Below are 19,396 nucleotides of genomic sequence, written 5' to 3'. Positions count from 1 at the left end.
CCACAGCACCTTCTTGTGGTGGTCGCCGAGGTTGACGCCCGCGAGCGAGACGAGCAGCAGGATCGCGGGGACCAGCGGGCTCTGCAGGTGCACGGGCTGGCCGGTGATCGAGGCGCGGGCCATCTCGACCGGGGCGATGCCGTAGTTCGCGGCGCTCTCGGCGAGCACCGGGAGGATGCCGAAGTAGAACGCGTCGTTCGACATGAAGAACGTGAACGGGATCGACAGGACGCCCGTGATGACGGCGAGGAAGGGCCCCATCGACGAGGGGATCACGTCGGTGATCCACGACGCCATCGCGGTCACCATGCCGGTGCCGTTCAGCACGCCCACGAGGACGCCGGCGGCGAGCACCATCGACACGACCCCCACGATGCTGGGCGCGTGGGCGACGATCTCGTCGGCCTGTCCGCGCAGCTTCGGGAAATTCACGATGAGGGCGAGCGCCGCACCGACCATGAACACGAACGCGAGCGGGAAGATGTCCATCACCAGCAGCACCATGACGGCGACGGTCAGCGCGAGGTTGAACCAGATGAGCTTCGGGCGGAGCGTCGCGCGGTTCGGGTCGAGCATCGTGTCGGCCATCGCGGTGTCGGCCGTGTCGACCAGCTGGGTCGCGGCGACGGCGTCGCGGCCGCCGCGGACGGTGACGATGTTCCCGGTGCGCAGCGAGGCGGCAGCCCCGGGCTTGGGCTCCGCGCCGCGCACCAGCGCCGGACCGCCGAGACGACCGAAGACCCCGGGGGTGTCGAGCTTCGAGGTGTCGACGACGCCCGCGAGGCGCTTGCGCTCGGCGAGGCCCAGGAACCACGCGAAGGCAAGAGAGACGACGAGGCCCGCGGCGAGCGAGGGGATCATCGGCACGAAGACGTCGGTCGGCTGGAGGCCCAGTGCGGTCGCCGCGCGGACGGTCGGACCGCCCCACGGGACGATGTTCATCGTGCCGTTCATCAGGCCCGCGACACAGGTGAGCACGACGGGGCTCATCCCCAGGCGCAGGTAGAGCGGCAGCATCGCCGAGGTCGTGATGATGAAGGTGGTCGAGCCGTCGCCGTCGAGCGAGACGGCGCCGGCGAGGATCGCCGTGCCAAGCACGATCTTGGCCGGGTCGTCGCCCAGCACGCGCGTGATCACGCGGATCAGCGGGTCGAACAGGCCGACATCGATCATGATGCCGAAGTACATGATCGCGAACATCAGCAGGGCCGCCGTGGGCGCCATCTTGCTGATCGCGTCGATCACCATGTCGCCGAGACCGAGGCCGGCGCCGGCGATCAGGCCGAAGATCGTGGGCACCACGATGAGGGCGACCATGGGGGTCAGGCGCCGCGTCATGATCAGCGCCATGAACGACAGGACCATGAGGAAGCCGAGGGCGACGAGCACGCCGTCGGCGGGCGTGTAGGCCACCGCGTACTCTTCGGCTTCGGACGCAAGGATCAGGGGGGTCATCGCGACTCCTTCGTCGGGACGGGCGCGTCTCTCGCGCTCTCGATGCGGCGACCCTACGGATGCCGAGACCTCGACCGCGCGCTTGCTCGCATTGCGCGGGGTTATGCGCGTACCGTGTGTTCTGCGCATTTCGCGCACGCCGTCGCGGTCGCTGCCGCGCGCGACGATGTCGAGCCCGGAGGTTCCCATGCGGTTCGCCACCCGGATGCTCGTCGTGCAGATCGCGACCCAGATCGCCGTCGTCGCGGTGTGCACCGCGGTGTTCGCCTGGCTCGGCGTGCAGCAGCTCAAGGCCGAGGCCGATTCATCGGCGCTGAACATCGCCCGCGCGGTCGCCGAAGCGCCCGAGGTGCGCGACCTCGTCGCGCAGTACTCGGCTGACCCCGGGACTCCGGATGCCGCCTCCCTGCGTGACGGCGCCCTCCAGCACTACGCCGCCGACGTCACCCAGCGCACGCGCGGCCTGTTCGTCGTGATCACCGACGATCACGGCATCCGTCTGGCCCACCCGGATCCGGACCGCCTCGGCCAGGTCGTCAGCACGAGCTTCGCGGACGCGCTCGCGGGCCGTGAGGTCGTCACATGGGAGACCGGAACGCTCGGGGAGTCCGCGCGCGCGAAAGTCCCCGTGTACGCGCCCGACGGGGGCGTGCCGGTCGGTGAGGTGAGCGTCGGCTTCGAACGCGCGAGCGTCTTCGACGATCTGCCCGCGCTCGTCGGCGGGATCGCCGTGGCCGTGGCGCTCGCCGTCGCGATCGGGGCGCTCGTCGCGCTGCTCATGCGCCGCCGGCTCGAGCGCCTCACCCTCGGCGTCCAGCCCGAAGAGCTGGTCGCCCTCGTCCAGACGCAGACCGCCGTGCTCGAGGGCGCCGATGAGGGCGTCCTCGCGATCGACGAGACGGGGGTCGTGCGCGTGTGCACCGCCACCGCCGAACGTCTTCTCGGGATCACGGATGCCGTCGGCCGCCCTCTCGCCGACCTCGATCTCCCGTCGGCCGTCGCCACCGCGCTGGCCGGCGACGGCGCGAGCACGGGGCTGCCCATCGGGGGCCGAGTCGTGTTCATCGACGTGCGTCCGGTGCGCCGCGGCGCTCGCGCGCTCGGCCGGGTCGCGGTGCTGCGCGACCGCACCGACGTGGCCGCGCTGTCGGGGAGGCTCGACAGCGTCCGCGCGATGGGAGACGCCCTGCGTGTGCAGCGGCACGAGAACGCGAACCGCCTGCACGCGGCGGTGGGCTTGCTCGACGCCGGCCGCGCCGACGAGGCTCGCGCATTCCTCGCGGATCTCGTCGATCGCGGCTCGGTGGACTGGGCCGTCCCGGGCATCGACCTCGTCGGCGACGCGATGCTCCAGTCGTTCCTCGGAGCGAAAGCGCTCGCCGCACGCGAGCGGGGAGTCGTGCTGCGCGTGTCCGACGACACCTACCTCCGCGGCACCGTCGACGACGTGGAAGACGTCGTGGCGGTGCTCGGCAACCTCGTCGACAACGCCGTGACCGCCACGGCATCCGGCCCCGAACCTCGAGAGGTCGAGGTCGCGGTGCTCGGCGACGGCGACGCGGTCGTGCTCACGGTGGCCGACACCGGGGGCGGGATCGCCGACGTCGACGCCGCCTTCGCCCCGCGCGAGCGCGACGACGACCCCTCGGCGGTCCACGGCCTCGGGATCGGTCTGCCGCTCTCGCGCGAGTTCGCGCGACGCCGGGGCGGCGACGTGTGGGTCGTCGATCCCGGTGGCGACGGGCACGGTGCCGTCGTGGCAGCCCGTCTGCCCGGAGTCCTTCGAGGAGAGAACGAATGACCGGTATCCGTGTCCTCGTCGTCGACGACGACTTCCGCGTCGCGGGACTGCACCGTGACGCGGTCGCCGCGCGCCCCGGCTTCGTCGCGCTCGAGCCCGCGCGCACGGTCGGCGAGGCCCGAGCCGCCCTCGCCGCGCACCGCCCGGATCTGCTCGTCGCCGACGTCTACCTGCCCGACGGTGACGGCATCGAGCTCGTCCGCTCGGCCGGGATCGACGCGTTCGTCCTCTCCGCGGCGACGGATGCCGAGACCGTCCGGCGTGCATTCACCGCCGGGGCGCTCGCCTACCTGGTGAAGCCCTTCGACACGCGCGTGCTCGCGGAGCGGCTCGACCGTTACGCGCGGTACCGCAACCTGCTGACCAGCTCGCGGCCCCTGTCGCAGGACGACATCGACCGCGCGGCATCCGTGATGCGCGGGGAGCGCGAGGGACCGTCGCTCGCGCGCTCGGCCACCGAGCAGACGGTGCTCGCCGCTCTCGGCGCGGACGAGGCCTCGGCGACCGAGGTGGCCGAGCGCATCGGCGTCTCGCGCGCGACCGCGCAACGACACCTGACCGCTCTCGCCGAACGGGGTCTCGTGCAGGTGAGCCTCCGGTACGGCTCGACGGGTCGTCCCGAGCACCGCTTCCGCGCCGGCGCCTGACCCGCGGAGGGAGGACGGTCACGGGTCGCGGTAAGCGGTGGCAGGGCTCGTCGAAGCCGTCTCCGGCAGGGGTGGCGTGAGGTGACTGAGCTTGTCAAAGCCACCGGGGTGCGACGGCCCCGGTCCCTTCGACAGGCTCAGGGACCTGCCTTCGACATGCTCAGGGACCCCGAGGATGTCACGCTTCCAGGACGACCCACCCGCGCGGCCCGAGCTCGACGCGCCCGTCCGTCGGCCACCCCTCGCCGGCCACGGGGGTCAGCCCGTCCGCGACCGGCAGCGACACCGGCTCGTCGCCGACGTTCAGCGCGACGACGACCGCGTCATCGCCGACCGCCGTCCGCAGGGCGAGAGCGGTATTGGCGACCTCGATCACGTCGGTATGCGCCCGCCACAGCCACGGCTTTCGGCGGCGCAGCGCGACGAGCGCGCGGTGGGCCTGCAGAATGCGCTCGTCGCCCTGCGCTTCCCCGGGGGTCGAGGGGAACGCGGGCCGCACCGCGTCGTCGCCCCCGACGCGTTCCTCCTTCACTCCCGTCCACCCGAACTCGTCGCCCGCGTACACCGACGGCGTCCCGGCGACCGTGAAGAGCACCGCGAGGGCATGCGGGACGAGGTCGCGCCCCACGGCTGAGGCGATCCGCGTCACATCGTGGTTCCCGACGAACGTCTGCGGCACGAAGGTCCGCAGCATCTCGTCGTGCCGCTCGATCGCGTGCCGCAGCTCGAAGAGGTTGCGGTCCGCGATGCCGTGCCAGATCCCCTGCCACAGCTCGTACTGCGTGAGCGAGTCCATCGTCGACTCCCGCACGATCGCCGGAGCGTCGCCGTGGATCACCTCGCCCAGGAACCACCCTTCCGGGAAGCGCTCCCGCACGCGGGGGAGCACCTCGGCCCAGAACGACGACGGCACCGCGTACGCGGCATCCAATCTCCAGCCGTCGATGCCCCGCTCGAGCCAGTGGCACATGACGTCGGCGACGAGGTCGACCACGGCGGGGGAGGAGTGATCCAGCGCGACGAGCGCGTCATGCCCCTCGAACACGTCGGCCTCGAACCGTCCGTCGATCCAACGCCCGCGGAACAGGCCCGGCCCGTTCTCGGTCAGGTCCCGGAAAGCCGCGTGACCGCGCCCCACATGGTTGAACACGCCGTCGAGCAGGATCCGGATGCCACGCTCCCGAGCCGCCGCGACGAGTCGGTCGAAGTCCCGGTCATCGCCCAGTCGCGGGTCGATGCGGAAGTGGTCGACCGTGTCGTAGCCGTGCGTCTCGGAGGCGAACACCGGTCCCAGCAACAGGCCGTTCAGCCCCAGCTCGATGACGTGGTCGAGCCACGGCTCGAGGCGGTCGAGGCGGTGCACCGGCGCGGCATCCGGACCCTCGTTCTCGCGGATCGGGGCGTCGACGAAGCCCAGCGGATAGACGTGCCACCAGATCACGTGTTCGGGCCACGAGGGCATCCGGTCTCCTCTCGATCGGGGTCGAGGTTCTCGACGCTATCCGGGGGGTCCGACACGGCGAGGGGGGCTTGCCCCTCACGCCCGCGCCCGGTCCTCGGGCAGGGCGAACGCCTCGAGATCGAGCGCGCGAGCGCGCGCCGACTCGACGGCGGCGGAGACGGCCCCGATCGACACGATGTCGGCCCCGAGCGTCGAGGCCACGATCCGCGGCGCCGGAAGGTGCAGCGAATCGGGGATCGCCTCGATCGCCGCGGCGATGATCGGTCCCGCACCGGCAGCGATCGCTCCGGACACCACCACGCGTTCCACGTCGAAGAGGCTGCCGAAGATCGCCGCCACTCCGGCGAGCGCCGGGCCGACCGCGCGTGCCGCGGCGAGGGCTCCGATATCGCCCGCGGCGGCGAGGTCGAGCACGGTCTTGGCATCGAGGCGCTCGGGATCGATCCCACGTAGCGCGCTGTCGACCGGAAGGGTTCCGGATGCCAGAGCCGCCCGCGCCGCATCCACGCACCGCGGTGCGAGGCCCCACGCGCTGCCGACGCCCTCGACCTGATCGAAGGCGACGGTCTCGCCCGCCCCTCCGTGCGCGCCGCGGAGCAGATGACCGTCGACGCTGATCCCCGCGCCGAACCGCTCGCCGGCGAGCAGCGCGACGAAGTCGTCGCAGCCCACCGCCGCGCCGTGCGTCCCTTCAGCCACCGCGGCGAGGGTGGCGTCGTTCTCGACGCGTACGACGGGCGCCCACGCCGCGAAGGTGTCGACGAAGTCGGGGTTCATGCGCGCCCAGAAGCCGTCGTGGTGGACGGGGGACCGCCCCGCCCGGTCGACCGGCGCGGGCACGCCGACACACAGCGCGACGAGGTCGTCGCGCGAGCGCCGCGCGCGCGTGAGGGCCGCGTCGACCGTCGCCTCGGCGGCGCGGCGGCGTCGCTCGGGCGAATCGAGTTCGGGGTCGACGGTGAGCCGCGAGGTCGCGAGGGTCGTGCCGCGGAGGTCGGCGACGGTCGCGGTGAGGTGACCGCGTCCCGCGTCGACCCCGACCACGAGCCCTGCGCCGGGTTGGAAGGCGAAGCGGCGCGCGGGGCGCCCCTTCGAGTACTCGCCGACCGCGCGGGCGTTGGGCATCTCCGCGAGGAGCCCGCGCGCGGTCAATTCGTCGAGCACGTCGATGGCCGTCGAGCGGGTCAGCCCGACCGCGGCGATCACGTCGCTGGCGGTGAAGGCGTCCTCGTCCCAGACGCGGGTCAGCACCGCGTCGAGGTTGTGGCGGCGCAGCGACGGCGTCGTCGTCATGGCATCCATCGGCTCTCTTGACCCCCCTGAGTTCTCCTGCAATACTGCCTGCACTACATTGATTTGGCGAGTAGATTTACTCACCGACACAACATATTCGCAGTGCAGCGGAGGAGGCAGCTGGTGTCGACGAAGACGAGGGCCGGGCGACGATGGGGCGCCGCGACCGCGGTGGGGGTGCTCGGGGCGGCGATGCTCGCGGGCTGCTCCGCCGACGGTCGCGAGACGATCCGCTTCACCTTCAGCAAGCGCGAGGCGCTGTCGTTCATGAACGACGTCGTTGCCGAGTACAACGCCTCGCAAGACCGGGTGCGCGTCGAGATGGACAGCTCCGGCGTCGACGTCGTGTCGGCCAGCTTCGTCCGCGGCAACCCGCCCGACATCATGCTCGCGAACTACAACTACGAGACCGCCCGCTTCGTCCAGCGGTGCGCGCTGAGCGACCTCTCGGGCACGACGGCCGCGAGCACGGTGCGCGACGACCTGCAGCCCCTCATGGACCAGTACGGCTCGTGCGAAGGGCGCACCAGCGCGCTGCCCTACTCGGTCATGGCGGCCTCGGTCATCTACAACAAGCAGATCTTCGACCAGTACGGACTCGAGGTTCCGACCACGTGGGACGAGCTGCTCCAGGTCTCCGAGACGCTGAAGGCCAATGGCGTGACGCCCTTCTACGGCACCTTCAAAGACGACTGGACTGTCGGACAGGGCTGGTACGACTACTCCGTCGGCGGATCGCTCGACGTCATCGACTTCTTCGACGCGCTCGCCGCCGAGGGCGACGAGGTCGGGCCGCAGTCGGCGGTGTCGTTCGCGAAGGACTTCAGCGAGCCGATGGACCGCATGCTCGAGCTCGCCCGGAATTACACGAACCCGGATGCCGAGAGCCGGGCCTACGGCGACGGCAACCTCGCATTCGCCCAAGGGCAGGCGGCCATGTACCTGCAGGGCCCGTGGGCGCTCGGCGAGATCGCCAAGACCTCGCCCGACCTCCCCGTCGGCACCTTCCCGCTGCCCATGACCGACGACCCGGCCGACCTGAAGGTCCGCGTCAACATGGACCTCGCGGCCATCATCCCCGAGGCATCCCGGCACAAGGATGCCGCGCGCGACTTCCTCGAGTACCTGTACCAGCCCGAGGTGATCGAGGCCTACAACGAGTCGCAGCTCGGCTTCGCGCCGACGAAGGACGCTCCCTCGCCGAGCGACCCCCGCATCGCGGGAATGGTGCCCTACTACGACGAGGGCCGCATCTACCAGGGCGCCTCGGTGCTCGTGCCCAAGACCATCCCGGTCTTCAACTACGTGCAGGCGATGCTGTTCGGCGCCTCGCCGCAGGCCACCCTGAACACCCTCGACGAGGACTGGTCGCGGCTCGCCTTCCGCCAGCCGCCCGCCTCGACCACCGACGCATCCGGCGAGGAGGCCGCGCGATGAGCACCACCACCACGATCGTGACGGGAGGGAAGGCGACCGCGCGTCGCAGCACCCGCCGGGTCGAGCCGATCTACTACTTCTTCCTGTTGCCGACGCTCGTGCTGTTCACGCTGGCGATCACGGTGCCCGGGATCATCGGTATCTTCTTCAGCTTCACCGACTCGATCGGTCTGGGGGAGTGGAACTTCACCGGCCTGACGAATTACATCGCGATCTTCAGCGACCCGGCGATCCTGCAGAGCTACCTCTTCACCTTCGGGTTCTCGGTCGCCACGGTCATCGTCGTCAACGTCGCGGCGTTCCTTCTCGCGGTGGGCCTGACCGCGCAGATCCGCTTCAAGAAGGCGTTGCGCACGGTCTTCGTCATTCCGATGGTGATCTCGGGCATCATCATCGCCTACGTCTTCAACTTCCTCTTCAGCAACTCCGTCCCGCAGGCCGGAGCCTCGCTCGGCATCCCGTGGCTCGAGACGAGCCTGCTCGCCAACCCCGATCTGGCGTGGGTCGCGATCGTCATCGTCACCGCGTGGCAGGCGATCCCCGGCACGCTGCTGATCTACATCGCGGGGCTGCTGTCGGTGCCCGGCGACGTCTACGAGGCCGCCGGCCTCGACGGGGCGAGCAAGACCCAGCAGCTCCTTCGCATCACGCTGCCGCTCGTGGCCGGATACGTCGTCATCAACGTCATCCTGGGCTTCAAAGGCTTCCTCAATGCCTACGACATCATCGTCGGTCTCACCGGCGGAGGCCCGGGTACCGCGACGCGCAGTGTCGCGATGTCGATCATCCTCGGCTTCAACGGAGGCGATTACGCCTACCAGATGGCCAACGCGGCGCTCTTCTTCGTCGTGGCCGTCGTCATCTCGCTCCTCCAGCTCTCCCTGACCCGGGGAAGGAACACCCTGTCATGACCGCTCTCAACCAGCCCGCGCTCGCGTTCGAGCAGGCCGAGATCACCGTCCCCGCGAAGCAGCGGTCCCGTCCCCGCATCCGCCGTGTCGGCGCCGAGCGCATCAACTGGTCGGCGACGACCATCCTCGTGCTCTGCTCGCTGACCGTGCTGCTGCCGCTGTACGTGACCATCTCGATGGCGCTGAAGAGCGGGACGCAGGTCGTCGACGGAAACGCCTTCTCGTTCCCCTCGCCGATCAGCTTCGACGGCTTCGTACAGGCGTGGACACTGACGAAGTTCCCCGTCGGTCTCGCCGTTTCCCTCCTGGTCACCGCCGGCACGGTCGCGGCGACGATCATCCTCGCGGCCTTCGCCTCGTACGCGATCGCCCGCAACTGGGATCGCAAGCTCTTCCGGTACTCGTTCTTCTACCTGCTCGCGGCGATGTTCATCCCGTTCCCGGTCGTCGCGCTCCCGCAGATCCAGCTCACCGGCCGGGTCGGTCTCGACAACCCGGTCGGCGTGATCATCCTCGCCACGATGTTCCAGCTGAGCTTCAGCGTGCTGCTGTTCACGGCGTTCCTGCGCTCGATCCCGCTGGAGCTCGAGGAGAGCGCGCGCATCGACGGCGCGACGACGTGGCAGACGTTCTGGCGGCTGATCTTCCCGCTGCTCGCCCCGATGAGCGCCACCGTCGGCATCTTCGCGTTCCTGTACGCGTGGAACGACTTCATGATGCCCTCGCTCATCATCAGCGATCCGGCCTTGCAGACGCTGCCCGTGCGCCAGAACCTGTTCCAGACGCAGTTCAGCAACAACTACAACGTCGCCTTCGCCTCCTACCTCATGGCCATGGCCCCCGCGATCGTCGCCTATCTCTTCACCCAGCGATGGGTGATGGCCGGCGTCACGCAGGGCGCCGTCAAGGGCTGATCTTCCCTCCACCCCGAAAGGAACCCCGCACGTGACTACCACCGCCCCCTCGGTGCAGACCCGCGAACTCTCCGACGCCCCCGACTGGTGGCGCCAGGCCGTGGTGTACCAGGTGTACCCGCGCAGCTTCGCCGACACCGACGGCGACGGCCTCGGCGACATCAAGGGCATCACCTCGCGCGTCCCGTACCTCGCGGAACTGGGGGTGGATGCCGTCTGGCTGAGCCCCTTCTACCCCTCGGCGCTCGCCGACGGAGGGTACGACGTCGCCGACTACCGCGACGTCGACCCGAAGCTCGGCACCCTGGCCGACATGGACGAGCTCATCGAGCGGCTCCACGCCCATGGCATCCGTGTCGTCGTCGACATCGTGCCGAACCACACCTCGAACGACCACGCCTGGTTCCAGGAGGCGCTGGCCGCAGGCCGCGGGTCGGCCGCGCGCGAGCGGTACATCTTCCGCGAGGGCACCGGGATCGACGGCTCCGAGCCGCCCACCGACTGGCTCTCGGTGTTCGGCGGTTCGGCGTGGGAGCGCGTCGAAGACGGCCAGTGGTACTTCCACAACTTCGACGTGTCGCAGCCCGACCTGAACTGGTCCAACCCCGAAGTGCGCGCCGACTTCGTGAAGACCCTGCGCTTCTGGAGCGACCGCGGCGTCGACGGCTTCCGCATCGACGTCGCGCACATGCTGACGAAGGACCTCAGCGAGCCGCTGCCCTCGCGGGCCGAGCTCGAGGCGCTGCCCTTCGACGGCAAGCACCCCCTGATCGACCGTGACGACGTGCACGAGGTCTACGCCGAGTGGCGTGCGGTGTTCAACGAGTACGACCCGCCGCGCACCGCCGTCGCCGAGGCGTGGGTCCACCCCTCCCGCGTGCCGCTGTACGCGAGCATCGAGAGCTTGGGTCAGGCCTTCAACTTCGATCTGCTCGAGGCCGATTTCGATGCGGGGCAGTTCCGCCGCATCGTCGCCGACAACCTCGCGCTCGCCGCGCAGTCGGGTTCGTCGACGACGTGGGTGTTGTCTAACCACGACGTCGTCCGTCACGCCACCCGGTACGGGCTCCCGGATGCCGAGCGCGGAGCCGACGGTCGCCCCACGCTCAAGCACGGCAACGAATGGCTGCTCTCGGGCGGCCAGTCGCCCGCCCTCGACGCCGCGCGCGGCGAGCGCCGGGCCCGCGCCGCCGCGACGTTCGTGCTGGGCCTCCCGGGATCCGCGTACCTGTACCAGGGCGAGGAACTGGGGCTGCACGAGGTGGCCGACATCCCCGACGCCGACCGGCAGGATCCGACGTTCTTCCGCAGCCCAGGGATCGACCAGGGTCGGGACGGATGCCGCGTGCCCCTGCCGTGGACCGCGGACGGCCCCGCGTTCGGCTTCGGCTCGACCGGTGCGCACCTCCCGCAGCCGGAGTGGTTCGGTACCTACGCGGTCGATCTGCAGGATGGCGACCCCGCCTCGACGCTGTCGCTCTACCGCCGCGCGCTCGACCTGCGCCACGAGCTGCAGACCGACGAGCAGTTGGAGTGGATCGACACGGGCCGCGATGACGTGGTGGCCTTCGAGCGTCCGAACGGCTGGACCGTCGTGACGAACTTCGGCACCGAGCCGGCCGCGCTCCCCGCGGGCGAGGTGCTTCTGTCGAGCACCGCGCTCGAGGGCGACACGCTCCCCGCCGAGACGACGGTCTGGCTCCGCCGCGCCTGACCCACCGCCCGCGGGAGCCCCGCACCCCTTTCCGGGCGCGGGGCTCTCTCGCGCGCCACTCTCGTCGACTGTCCAAGACACGCCGTAACTCCCCGCGCGGTTACGGCGTTTCTCGGACACTCAACCGCGATCCGTGCGCACCCACGCCTCACCCCGGCGCTCGATCGCGCCGGCCGCGGCGAATGCGTCGAGCCACCCGCCCATCGGCCACTCGCCCCACCGCTCATGGAACCTTGCGCCGTTGCGCAGGATGTCGTCGAGATGCTGCCACGGGGGAGAGGACGCCGGATGCCACTGGTGGAACGCATCCGCCCCGCCGATCCAGCGCATCTCGACGCCTCGCTCGCGCGCCGTCCACGCGAGGTCGGTGTCCTCGGCGCCATACCCCTCGTAGCCGGGGTGGAACCCGCCGATCCGCCGCCAGGTCGCGGGCGTCACCGCGAACGACAGTGACCAGAACAGGTCGTACTCGGCGGCGGTCGCGGTGCGCGCCTGACCGAGAGGAAGCGCCGGTCGCGCGCGGTGCGGGCGCCGGAGAAACGGCAGGTCGGAGGCGCTTCCCGGGCGCTGGACGCTCGTGAGATAGGTCACCGGGCCCGCCAGGAGAGCGGCTGGATCCGTCCGCGCCGCCGCCCGGTACGCGGGCAGCAGATTCGGACCAGGCAGGCAGTCCACGTCGAGGAAGACGAGCAGCTCGGCTCCCGCGTCGATCGCCCGCTCAGCAGCACGGTTTCGCCCTTCGCCGACGCGGAACCCTCGGGGCCCCGGAGGCACGTGCAACGTGTGGGTCCCGGCATCCCGGATGCCATCCGGCGGCGTCTCGTCGAGCCACGCCTCGACCCGCACGATGTCGTCGGCCACCTCGGCGAGCACTCGCCGTTGACGCTCGAGATGCTCGCGCCTGGCTGCGGAGGCGACCGTGATCACGGCGGTCCTCACGGCAGCATCCCCTCGATCGCCGCAGCCATCCGCGTCGCGGCCCCCGAGACCTGCCAGCGCGTCCAATCGGGGTCGTCGTCTCCGGCTCGCTCGATGACCGAGGCCAGTTCAGCGGCCGAATCGGCGGAGTCCGCCGTTCGCGCGAGTCCCGACCTCTCGAGAGCGTCCGCGGTGGCCCGCTGTTCGTCGAAAGGTCGGTCCTGGGCGATCACCACGGCTCGAGCCCCGGATGCCGCGAGGTCCGCGACACTGTTCTGCCCGGCCGCGCTCACGACCACCGTGCTCCGACAGAGCAGCGGCCACGGATCGTCGACGCGGGCGTGGTCGTCGTGTCCTATGGAGCGGACATCCCATCCGCCGGCCGAGAGTCGGGTGGTGAGCTCGGTGTGGACGGCGGGGTCGAGGATGTGTCCGAGCAGAAGAACCGCCCGTGGCTCGCGGGCGTTCTCGCGTGTGCGTGCGTCGAACCGCGAGATCCCCCCGGTCCAGACGACGCGATCGGCATGCGCCGTGAGGCCGGGGGTCGGCACCGCGCCGTGCGGCCACGGCGCCACGATGCGATCCGCCAGTCGGTAGGCGAGGGCATGCGGAGCGTCGGTCCGCGCGCCCGGCTGGGTCACCGCGACGGTGCGCAGGCCCAGGAGGCGAGCGAGAGCGACGACCTCGGCACTCACGTCGACGACGAAGGCCCCGAGGTGTCGCTCGGCGGCGACGCGGGCGATCGTCGCAAGTCGGGCGCGATGTCCGGGATGATCGTGCGGGGCCCAGTGCAGCGCCCCTCGTGCCGTGGGATCGGCGCTGCGCGGATCGAGCACGGTACCGTCCGCGGCCTCGACGGCATCGGCATCCGAGGGCAACTCCCTCCACTCGACCGAGGGATCGAGTCCGGGCGGCCGCGTCAGCGACGAGAACGCCACGACCGGGGTCCTCAGGTGCGGCTGCACGGCGAGGAAGCGAGCGACGTGCCCGAAACCGTGGTGGTGGACGTACCAGCCGATCACCACGACACCGCCGGCGCACGTCGCGCGGCGACGGGCTGAGCGGTGTGCGACAGCACGCGCTCCACTTCCCGGTAGCGCTGCGCGAGAGAGTGCTGCCGCACCGCTGCGCGCCGCGTCCACACCCGGGTCAGGGGCTCGCGCGCTCCCCGCGCGGCGAGCTCGGCCGCGGCTCTCCCGAGGGCGACGACGTCTCCCGGCGTGACGGTCGCCGATCCCGGCATCCCCGCGAGGACTTCCGAGACCCCGCCGATGTCGAACGCGGCGACGGGGGTGCCGGTGGCCAGCGCCTCGGCGATCACCAACCCGAACGGCTCTTCCCACATCGGCGTTACGAGGGCGACCGCCGACGATCCGACCAGACGGCACAGCTCGGGCTGGCGCAGCGGGCCGACGTAGCGCGCGTGCGGTCCGAGCCGGGGCACGACCTCCTGCTCGAAATAGTCGACGTCGCCGATCCGCCCGGCCAGCACGAGGTGAGCGCCGACGGCGCGCGCCGCCTCGATCGCCAGGTGAGGGGCCTTTTCCGGCACCACACGACCCGACCACACCCACGACGTTCCGCCCTCGCCGCGGGTCCACTGGTCGGTGTCGATGCCGTTCGGGAAGACGAACGCGTCGACCCCCTCCACCGACCACGCGCGTGCGGTCGCCTGGCTGACGGCGACGAAGCGGTGAGCGCTGTCACGCACCTGCTCGGCCGCTTCGAGCAGCGGTTCGAGGGGAGGGGTGTGCAGGGTCGTGACGACCGGGATCTCGGCCTCTCGGCTCCACCGGATCGGCGCCGGATGAAGGCTGTGGTTGTCGACGACGTCGTAGAGGTGGCGGTCGGCGATCAGCCGATCGCGCGCGGCCTCGAAGGCCGCGTCGACGGCCCCGGCGTACCCGAGGGGATAGTCCGTGTCCGACGACTCCTCGGGGCGCGTCCACGCGGGCGTCGGCAAGCGGAACTCGGGCACGTCGCCGAGGTAGTCCGATCCGTCCGCCGCGCACAGCGTGACGTCGTGGCCGCGCGCTTGCAACCACCGCACCCGGTCCCAGACGCACGCCTCCAGCCCTCCGGCGTGGGGCTGGCGCAGCGGATAGCGCGACGGCGCGACGACGAGGACGCGCAGCGGACGCGACGCGCGGCTCATGCGGCATCCGTCGTCTGGAGAGCCCGGCGGTAGATCTCGAGGTGTGCGGCGCGTATCCGGTCACGCTCGGCGGATCGCTCGCGACGTCGCCGAGCGACCTCCTCGGCGCGCCGCTGCGATCCGGATGTCGACCACGCCGGTGCCGTGGCATCCGTGATCGCCCGCGCGAGCGAGTTCGGGTCCCCCACGGCGAAGGCGTGGAAGTCCTCGGGATGCTGCGCCGCGATGTGCCCCACGCGCGTGCCGATCACCGGCACCGCGAGGTCGAAGCAGAGCTCTGCCCACCCCGATTGCGTGCCGTGCCGGTACGGCAGCAGACACGCGTCGAGGTCGGCGAGCCAGCTCGCCAGCTCGTCGTCGTCGAGACGGTCGCCGCGCTCCAACGTCACGCCGTCCGCCTCCGCGGCGAGTCGGTCGATGGATGCCGCCGCCTCCGCGTCGCGGACGCGCTCGTTCACCCGTACCACGGCCTCGACGCGCGCGCCTTCGGCGCGGAGGTCGGCGATCGCCCGCACCAGAGTCGCCACGGTGCCCACCCCGTCGATGTTCGGTCGCAGGTCGCGCAGGTGCACGCCCACCCGGGTCGTCGCGTGGGGCGTACCGATGGGCGGGTCCTCCGCGCCGAGCAGCGTCGGGTGCGGCACGACGGTCGTCGACCGGCCGTACACGCGGCGCACCTCGGCGTCGGCGCATTCGGTCAAGGTGATCAGCTGGTCCGCCGCGGCCGTCAGGACGGCGAGCGACGCACGGTGGGCGTCCTGCGATTCGAGCTGCGGGTTCTCCAGGTCGTGGACCGTGTATATGAGCGGACGCCGAGTGCGCCGCAGCGCGGCCACGGTCTCTGCGAGATCGTCCGGGCTGTACGACTCGATCCCGAAGTGCAGGTGCACGAGGTCGAATTCCGCCGCGTGTGCTTCCAGCCAGGCCGGGAGCAGGATCTGCGGCGGCCACCACTGGCCCTCGGGCGAACCGGGGACCGCGGGGTCGCTGAGCAGGGTCACCGCGTGGCGGTCCGTGACGGCGTCCACGTACGGATGCGACGACGGCACGGCGGCCACCCGGATCGGGGGGATGGTGGGGGCGTCGATTCTTTTTCCTCCTCGTGCAGCGGCTTCGTCGGTGCGCGTACCGCATCGACGGAGACATCGCAATGCAACGGGGCGGTTGGGACGACGACGGCACCGACGGATACGTTCACAGCATGAGCGGCGACGAGGGTGGCAAGACGAGCCTTGCGGACCACGGCGGGACGGTGATAGCGCGCCGTCGCCACTACGCGGAGTTCTTCGGCGAGGCCCCGCTTCCCGCCCGCTTCGGCGTGGTCGTCGGCAACTGCCAGGCCGAGTCCCTGCGTCTCGTGATCGCCTCCGACGCGCTCCCCACCATCCGGGTTCCGGCCGTGCACGAGCTCACCAAAACCGACGCCGTGCGCCTGCATGACGTGCTCGCGCGGGCCTCGTTCCTCGTCGCACAGCCGGTCCGTGACGATTACCGGGGCCTCCCGCTCGGCACCGCGCAGCTGCGGGCGTCCCTCCCGAGCGGTGCCCGCGTGGTCCTCGTCCCCTCGATCCGTTACGCCGGTCTGCACCCGTTCCAGGTCGTGCTGCGCCTCCCCGGTTTCGAGCCCGATCCGCCGCTGGTCGCCTACCACGACGTGCGCCTGCTGGCCGAGGCCGCGGGCCTTCCGGTCGAGCGAGAGCTGCCGGCGGAGTCGGTGCGCGAGGTGGCGGCGGAGTCCGTCGCCGAGCTGCGCCGGCGAGAGGATCTCGGGCTCGACGTCTCGGCATCCGATCTGTTCACCCCCGTCGTCGCCGACCTCGCCCGCACGGTCAACCACCCCGGGAACGCCGTGTTCGTCCCCCTGGGCGAGCGGGTGGTCGAGGCCCTCGGCGCGCCCGGGCGAGCGGTCGATCCCGGCCGCCCGATCCTCGCGGGAGTGCGCGCGCCGCTCGAGGAGTGGGTCGTCGACGCCTGGAACCTGGATGCCGAGCCCCAGCCCGACTGGGTCGTCGAGGGCGAGATCCTTCCCGCCGCGACCGTGTCCGAGGCCCACCGTGCCTGGTACGCCGAGCGTCCCGACTTCGTCGCCGCAGCCGTCACGCGTATCGCCTCCCTGCTGCACCGGTGGCGGGCAGCGTGACGGCCCCGATCCTTCTTGTCCACCCCGGTCCCCACGGGGTCGCGGTGTTCGGGCGCGAACTCGCGGACGCGCTGACGGATCTCGGGGCCGATCCTCGGGTGATCGACCCGGCGGAGATTTCATCGCTCACCCCGGGAACCCCTGTCCACGCGCAGATCACCGACCGGCTGTGGGGAACGTCGCCCGAGGACGCGACCGAGTACGTCCTGGCTCTGGCCGCCCGTCATCCGCTGACCGTGACCCTGCACGACGTCCCGCAAGCCTCCGATGGAGAGCGCAACCGGCCCCGCCGACGAGCGTTCTACACGGCGGTCGCTCGAGCGGCACGCGCGATTGCCGTCAACAGCGAGCATGAGCGCGCGCTGCTCGATGAAGAGGGCGTGTGGAGCGGGCCCGTCGCCGTGGTGCCGCTTCCCGTCACCGCGCACACGCTGTCGACCCGTCCCCGACTCGACGACGCCGTGGGCGTTCTGGGCTACTTCTACCCGGGGAAGGGACACGACGAAGCGCTCGCCGCGACCGTCGCGGCCGGACTGCCCCGGCTTCGCGTGCTCGGGCGCGCGTCGGACGGTCACGCTGATGAACTCGACGCCTTCGTCCGGCGCGCCCGCGGTCTCGGGGTGACGACCGAGGTCACGGGCTGGCTCGACGACGCCGAGATGGCGGTGCAGGCACGCACGGTCGCGGTTCCGGTGATCGCCCATCGGCACGTCTCGGCGTCCGGGTCGCTGGCGTCGTGGATCGGCTGGGGCCGTCGACCCGTCGCGGTCCGCAACCGCTACGTCGACGAGATGTCTGCCCTGCGTCCGGGCACACTGCGCTCCGTCGAACCGGAGGCCCTGCCGGCTGCGATTCGTGAGGCTGTCGACGACCCGTCCTCGACCTGGCACGGCGTCGACCCCATCCCGTTCGATCGGGCCGAAGCCGCTCGCGCGTACCTCCGGTGGTGGGCCGAGGTGCTCTCATGAGCGCACCCGGGTGGGTGGTCGGCAACCGGTGGGACGACGTCGCGGACGCGCCGTCACGCCTCGCGCGGGTGAGCGTCATCGTGACGCACTACGACCAGCAGGCCGAGCTCGACCGGACGCTCCTCGCGCTGTCGCGCCAGGACTATCCCGCGCATCTCGTCGAGATCGTCGTCGCCGACGACGGCTCTCCCTCCGCGCCGATCGTGCCCCCGGGAGTCCGGGTCGTGAGTCAGCCGGACCTCGGGTTCCGGGCCGCCGCCGCGCGGAACAGGGGAGTCGCCGCGAGTACGGGAGAGATCCTGTGCTTCCTCGACGCCGACACGGCGCCCGAGCCGGGGTACGTCCGAGCGATGACGCGCCTGCCCGCGCTCCTGCCCGAGGCGGTCACGGTGGGGCGACGCCGGCACGCCGCCCTCGCGGGGGTGGACCCCTCTGCGCCGATCGCCGAGATCGCCCCGACCGTCGAGCTGCCCGAGCCGCAGTGGCTTCTCGACGCTTACGCCCGCACCGAGAACCTCCGGCTCTCCGACGACCGCAGCTACCGGTACATCATCGGTGCCGTGATGGCCTGCTCACGCGCGATGTTCGACGACGTCGGAGGATTCGACGAGAGCTTCTCGTCATACGGCGGCGAGGACTGGGAATGGGCGCATCGCGCGTGGCAGGCGGGGGCCGTCTTCGCCCACATCCCGGATGCCGTCGCCTGGCATGACGGACCCGAGTGGGCCGAACGAACGGGCGTCGATCGTGCCCGCGAGGGCAACGCGCAGACGCTCCTACTCGCCGACCTGATCCCGGTCGACGGATCCTCCGGTCGTGGCCTGTTGCCCAGTACCCCCGACCTCGCGATCCACCTGGACGGAGAGTTCGCGTCGGCAGCGACCTTCCTGTGCGTCGACTCGGCCCTGGAGGCGTTTCCTCGTGCAACGGTGATCCTGGATGCCACCCCCGCCGTGCCAGTCCTGACGACCGACCCGCGGCTCGTGGTGGGGAACGTCCCCGACGCTCGCGTGGTGCTCCGGCTGACACAGCCCGTCGTCATTCTCGACGCCGACGAACTGCGCGAGCGACTCGCAATGCTCGGCCAGGGAGACGAGGGACGACTCCTCGTCCGGTCTGCGGACGGAACGGCCGTCGGCGAGGCGACCTCCCGTCGGGCGCGGCGCCGTGAGGAGCGATGGCACGGAGCGATCGGGTTCACGACGGGCACCGTCGTGACGAACGGAGTCCTTCCCGTGGGTGACGAGCCGCACCTCGAGTCGTGGGTGGGCCGATGGGGCGGCGCCGAGCGCTGGACGTAAGATCCGCGTATTTCCGCGGTTTCAGGGGTGCGACACGCCCGGGCGGTGGTGTGGATTGGACGAGTGCGCGGGATCCGCGTAACTTATTACTTGTTCGCCCCACAGGGGAGAGCGGAGCGGCCGAAAGGCCCCGCGTCCTCTCAAGCGGTGAACCACCCCCAACACGGCACTTGAGAGTTTCGATTCTCTGGTCTACAGTTGGGATCCTGCCACTCGGCACCTGTCATCGACACAAGCTCTTCCTCTGGAAGTCTTTTTCGTCGTGTTGACTGCCGTATGT

Annotated in this window: 16 protein-coding genes; 9 read left to right on the top strand and 7 right to left on the bottom strand. The window is 71.0% G+C overall.

Going from position 1 to position 19,396, the window contains the following annotated elements; genetic code table 11:
* A partial coding sequence (locus tag P2P98_RS10705) for a CitMHS family transporter (RefSeq protein ID WP_275799702.1) occupies nucleotides 1-1,455 on the bottom strand: 1,455 nt, incomplete at its 3' end.
* 187 nt (nucleotides 1,456-1,642) lie between these two features.
* On the opposite strand from P2P98_RS10705, the gene P2P98_RS10700 reads away from it, so the two are divergent.
* Together P2P98_RS10700 and P2P98_RS10695 are read left to right on the top strand one after the other, a co-directional pair.
* Complete coding sequence (locus P2P98_RS10700) at nucleotides 1,643-3,256, top strand: sensor histidine kinase (protein ID WP_275799701.1); 1,614 nt, start codon at nucleotides 1,643-1,645, stop codon at nucleotides 3,254-3,256.
* Nucleotides 3,253-3,903: a response regulator gene (locus P2P98_RS10695; RefSeq protein WP_275799700.1), complete on the top strand. Its 651-nt coding sequence runs from the start codon at nucleotides 3,253-3,255 to the stop codon at nucleotides 3,901-3,903. Before P2P98_RS10700 ends, P2P98_RS10695 begins: the two co-directional genes overlap by 4 nt.
* Before the next feature lie 178 nt (nucleotides 3,904-4,081).
* On the opposite strand, the gene P2P98_RS10690 is transcribed toward P2P98_RS10695, so the two are convergent.
* On the bottom strand, nucleotides 4,082-5,365 hold the full coding sequence (locus P2P98_RS10690) for an alpha-amylase family glycosyl hydrolase (RefSeq protein ID WP_275799699.1): 1,284 nt from the start codon (nucleotides 5,363-5,365) through the stop codon (nucleotides 4,082-4,084).
* 75 nt (nucleotides 5,366-5,440) lie between these two features.
* On the bottom strand, nucleotides 5,441-6,658 hold the full coding sequence (locus P2P98_RS10685; RefSeq protein ID WP_275799698.1) for an ROK family protein: 1,218 nt from the start codon (nucleotides 6,656-6,658) through the stop codon (nucleotides 5,441-5,443).
* Between the two features lie 123 nt (nucleotides 6,659-6,781).
* Here P2P98_RS10685 and P2P98_RS10680 point away from each other — a divergent pair, with 123 nt between their 5' ends.
* Genes P2P98_RS10680 through P2P98_RS10665 form a run of 4 tightly spaced genes read left to right on the top strand, consistent with a single transcriptional unit; the run spans nucleotide 6,782 to nucleotide 11,634 of the window.
* Entirely contained in the window at nucleotides 6,782-8,095 is a 1,314-nt protein-coding gene (locus tag P2P98_RS10680) for an extracellular solute-binding protein (RefSeq protein ID WP_275799697.1), read from the top strand.
* The gene (locus tag P2P98_RS10675; protein WP_058627907.1) at nucleotides 8,092-9,006 is read left to right on the top strand and encodes a sugar ABC transporter permease; all 915 of its coding nucleotides are present in this window, start codon (nucleotides 8,092-8,094) and stop codon (nucleotides 9,004-9,006) included. The genes P2P98_RS10680 and P2P98_RS10675 overlap by 4 nt, the downstream gene beginning before the upstream one ends.
* The gene (locus tag P2P98_RS10670; RefSeq protein ID WP_275799695.1) at nucleotides 9,003-9,920 is read left to right on the top strand and encodes a carbohydrate ABC transporter permease; all 918 of its coding nucleotides are present in this window, start codon (nucleotides 9,003-9,005) and stop codon (nucleotides 9,918-9,920) included. The genes P2P98_RS10675 and P2P98_RS10670 overlap by 4 nt, the downstream gene beginning before the upstream one ends.
* Before the next feature lie 31 nt (nucleotides 9,921-9,951).
* A complete protein-coding gene (locus P2P98_RS10665) occupies nucleotides 9,952-11,634 on the top strand; it encodes a glycoside hydrolase family 13 protein (protein ID WP_275799694.1) in 1,683 nt (560 codons plus the stop codon).
* 120 nt (nucleotides 11,635-11,754) lie between these two features.
* On the opposite strand, the gene P2P98_RS10660 is transcribed toward P2P98_RS10665, so the two are convergent.
* The 4 genes from P2P98_RS10660 to P2P98_RS10645 are packed head-to-tail and all read right to left on the bottom strand — an operon-like array spanning nucleotide 11,755 to nucleotide 15,735.
* Complete coding sequence (locus P2P98_RS10660; RefSeq protein ID WP_275799693.1) at nucleotides 11,755-12,573, bottom strand: galactosyltransferase-related protein; 819 nt, start codon at nucleotides 12,571-12,573, stop codon at nucleotides 11,755-11,757.
* Nucleotides 12,570-13,574, bottom strand: coding sequence for a glycosyltransferase (locus P2P98_RS10655; RefSeq protein ID WP_275799692.1), 1,005 nt, complete (start codon nucleotides 13,572-13,574; stop codon nucleotides 12,570-12,572). The genes P2P98_RS10660 and P2P98_RS10655 overlap by 4 nt, the downstream gene beginning before the upstream one ends.
* Nucleotides 13,571-14,707 carry a glycosyltransferase gene (locus P2P98_RS10650; protein ID WP_275799691.1) on the bottom strand — a complete coding sequence of 379 codons (1,137 nt, stop codon included), beginning with the start codon at nucleotides 14,705-14,707 and terminating at the stop codon, nucleotides 13,571-13,573. The genes P2P98_RS10655 and P2P98_RS10650 overlap by 4 nt, the downstream gene beginning before the upstream one ends.
* Nucleotides 14,704-15,735, bottom strand: coding sequence for a glycosyltransferase (locus P2P98_RS10645; protein WP_275799690.1), 1,032 nt, complete (start codon nucleotides 15,733-15,735; stop codon nucleotides 14,704-14,706). The genes P2P98_RS10650 and P2P98_RS10645 overlap by 4 nt, the downstream gene beginning before the upstream one ends.
* A 173-nt stretch (nucleotides 15,736-15,908) precedes the next feature.
* Here P2P98_RS10645 and P2P98_RS10640 point away from each other — a divergent pair, with 173 nt between their 5' ends.
* From P2P98_RS10640 to P2P98_RS10630, 3 genes are read left to right on the top strand one after another with little or no spacing between them, the layout of a single operon-like run.
* Nucleotides 15,909-16,847, top strand: a complete 939-nt coding sequence (locus P2P98_RS10640) for a WcbI family polysaccharide biosynthesis putative acetyltransferase (protein ID WP_275799689.1) — start codon at nucleotides 15,909-15,911, stop codon at nucleotides 16,845-16,847.
* Nucleotides 16,844-17,815 carry a glycosyltransferase gene (locus P2P98_RS10635; protein ID WP_275799688.1) on the top strand — a complete coding sequence of 324 codons (972 nt, stop codon included), beginning with the start codon at nucleotides 16,844-16,846 and terminating at the stop codon, nucleotides 17,813-17,815. Before P2P98_RS10640 ends, P2P98_RS10635 begins: the two co-directional genes overlap by 4 nt.
* Complete coding sequence (locus P2P98_RS10630; RefSeq protein WP_275799687.1) at nucleotides 17,812-19,116, top strand: glycosyltransferase; 1,305 nt, start codon at nucleotides 17,812-17,814, stop codon at nucleotides 19,114-19,116. Before P2P98_RS10635 ends, P2P98_RS10630 begins: the two co-directional genes overlap by 4 nt.
* The last annotated feature ends 280 nt before the right edge of the window (nucleotides 19,117-19,396 follow it).

This window comes from Microbacterium sp. Kw_RZR3 (assembly GCF_029222405.1).
Classification (GTDB): Bacteria; Actinomycetota; Actinomycetes; order Actinomycetales; family Microbacteriaceae; genus Microbacterium.
The sequence above is the reverse complement of the archived record's forward strand: the minus strand, read 5'-3'. Positions and strand labels throughout refer to the sequence as shown.

What these genes read in the sequence shown, in the direction of transcription:
- P2P98_RS10700 (WP_275799701.1), top strand. Translation starts at nt 1,643, where the DNA reads ATGCGGTTCGCCACCCGGATGCTCGTCGTGCAGATCGCGACCCAGATC.
- P2P98_RS10695 (WP_275799700.1), top strand. Translation starts at nt 3,253, where the DNA reads ATGACCGGTATCCGTGTCCTCGTCGTCGACGACGACTTCCGCGTCGCG.
- P2P98_RS10690 (WP_275799699.1), bottom strand. Translation starts at nt 5,365, where the DNA reads ATGCCCTCGTGGCCCGAACACGTGATCTGGTGGCACGTCTATCCGCTG.
- P2P98_RS10685 (WP_275799698.1), bottom strand. Translation starts at nt 6,658, where the DNA reads ATGACGACGACGCCGTCGCTGCGCCGCCACAACCTCGACGCGGTGCTG.
- P2P98_RS10675 (WP_058627907.1), top strand. Translation starts at nt 8,092, where the DNA reads ATGAGCACCACCACCACGATCGTGACGGGAGGGAAGGCGACCGCGCGT.
- P2P98_RS10670 (WP_275799695.1), top strand. Translation starts at nt 9,003, where the DNA reads ATGACCGCTCTCAACCAGCCCGCGCTCGCGTTCGAGCAGGCCGAGATC.
- P2P98_RS10650 (WP_275799691.1), bottom strand. Translation starts at nt 14,707, where the DNA reads ATGAGCCGCGCGTCGCGTCCGCTGCGCGTCCTCGTCGTCGCGCCGTCG.
- P2P98_RS10640 (WP_275799689.1), top strand. Translation starts at nt 15,909, where the DNA reads ATGAGCGGCGACGAGGGTGGCAAGACGAGCCTTGCGGACCACGGCGGG.
- P2P98_RS10630 (WP_275799687.1), top strand. Translation starts at nt 17,812, where the DNA reads ATGAGCGCACCCGGGTGGGTGGTCGGCAACCGGTGGGACGACGTCGCG.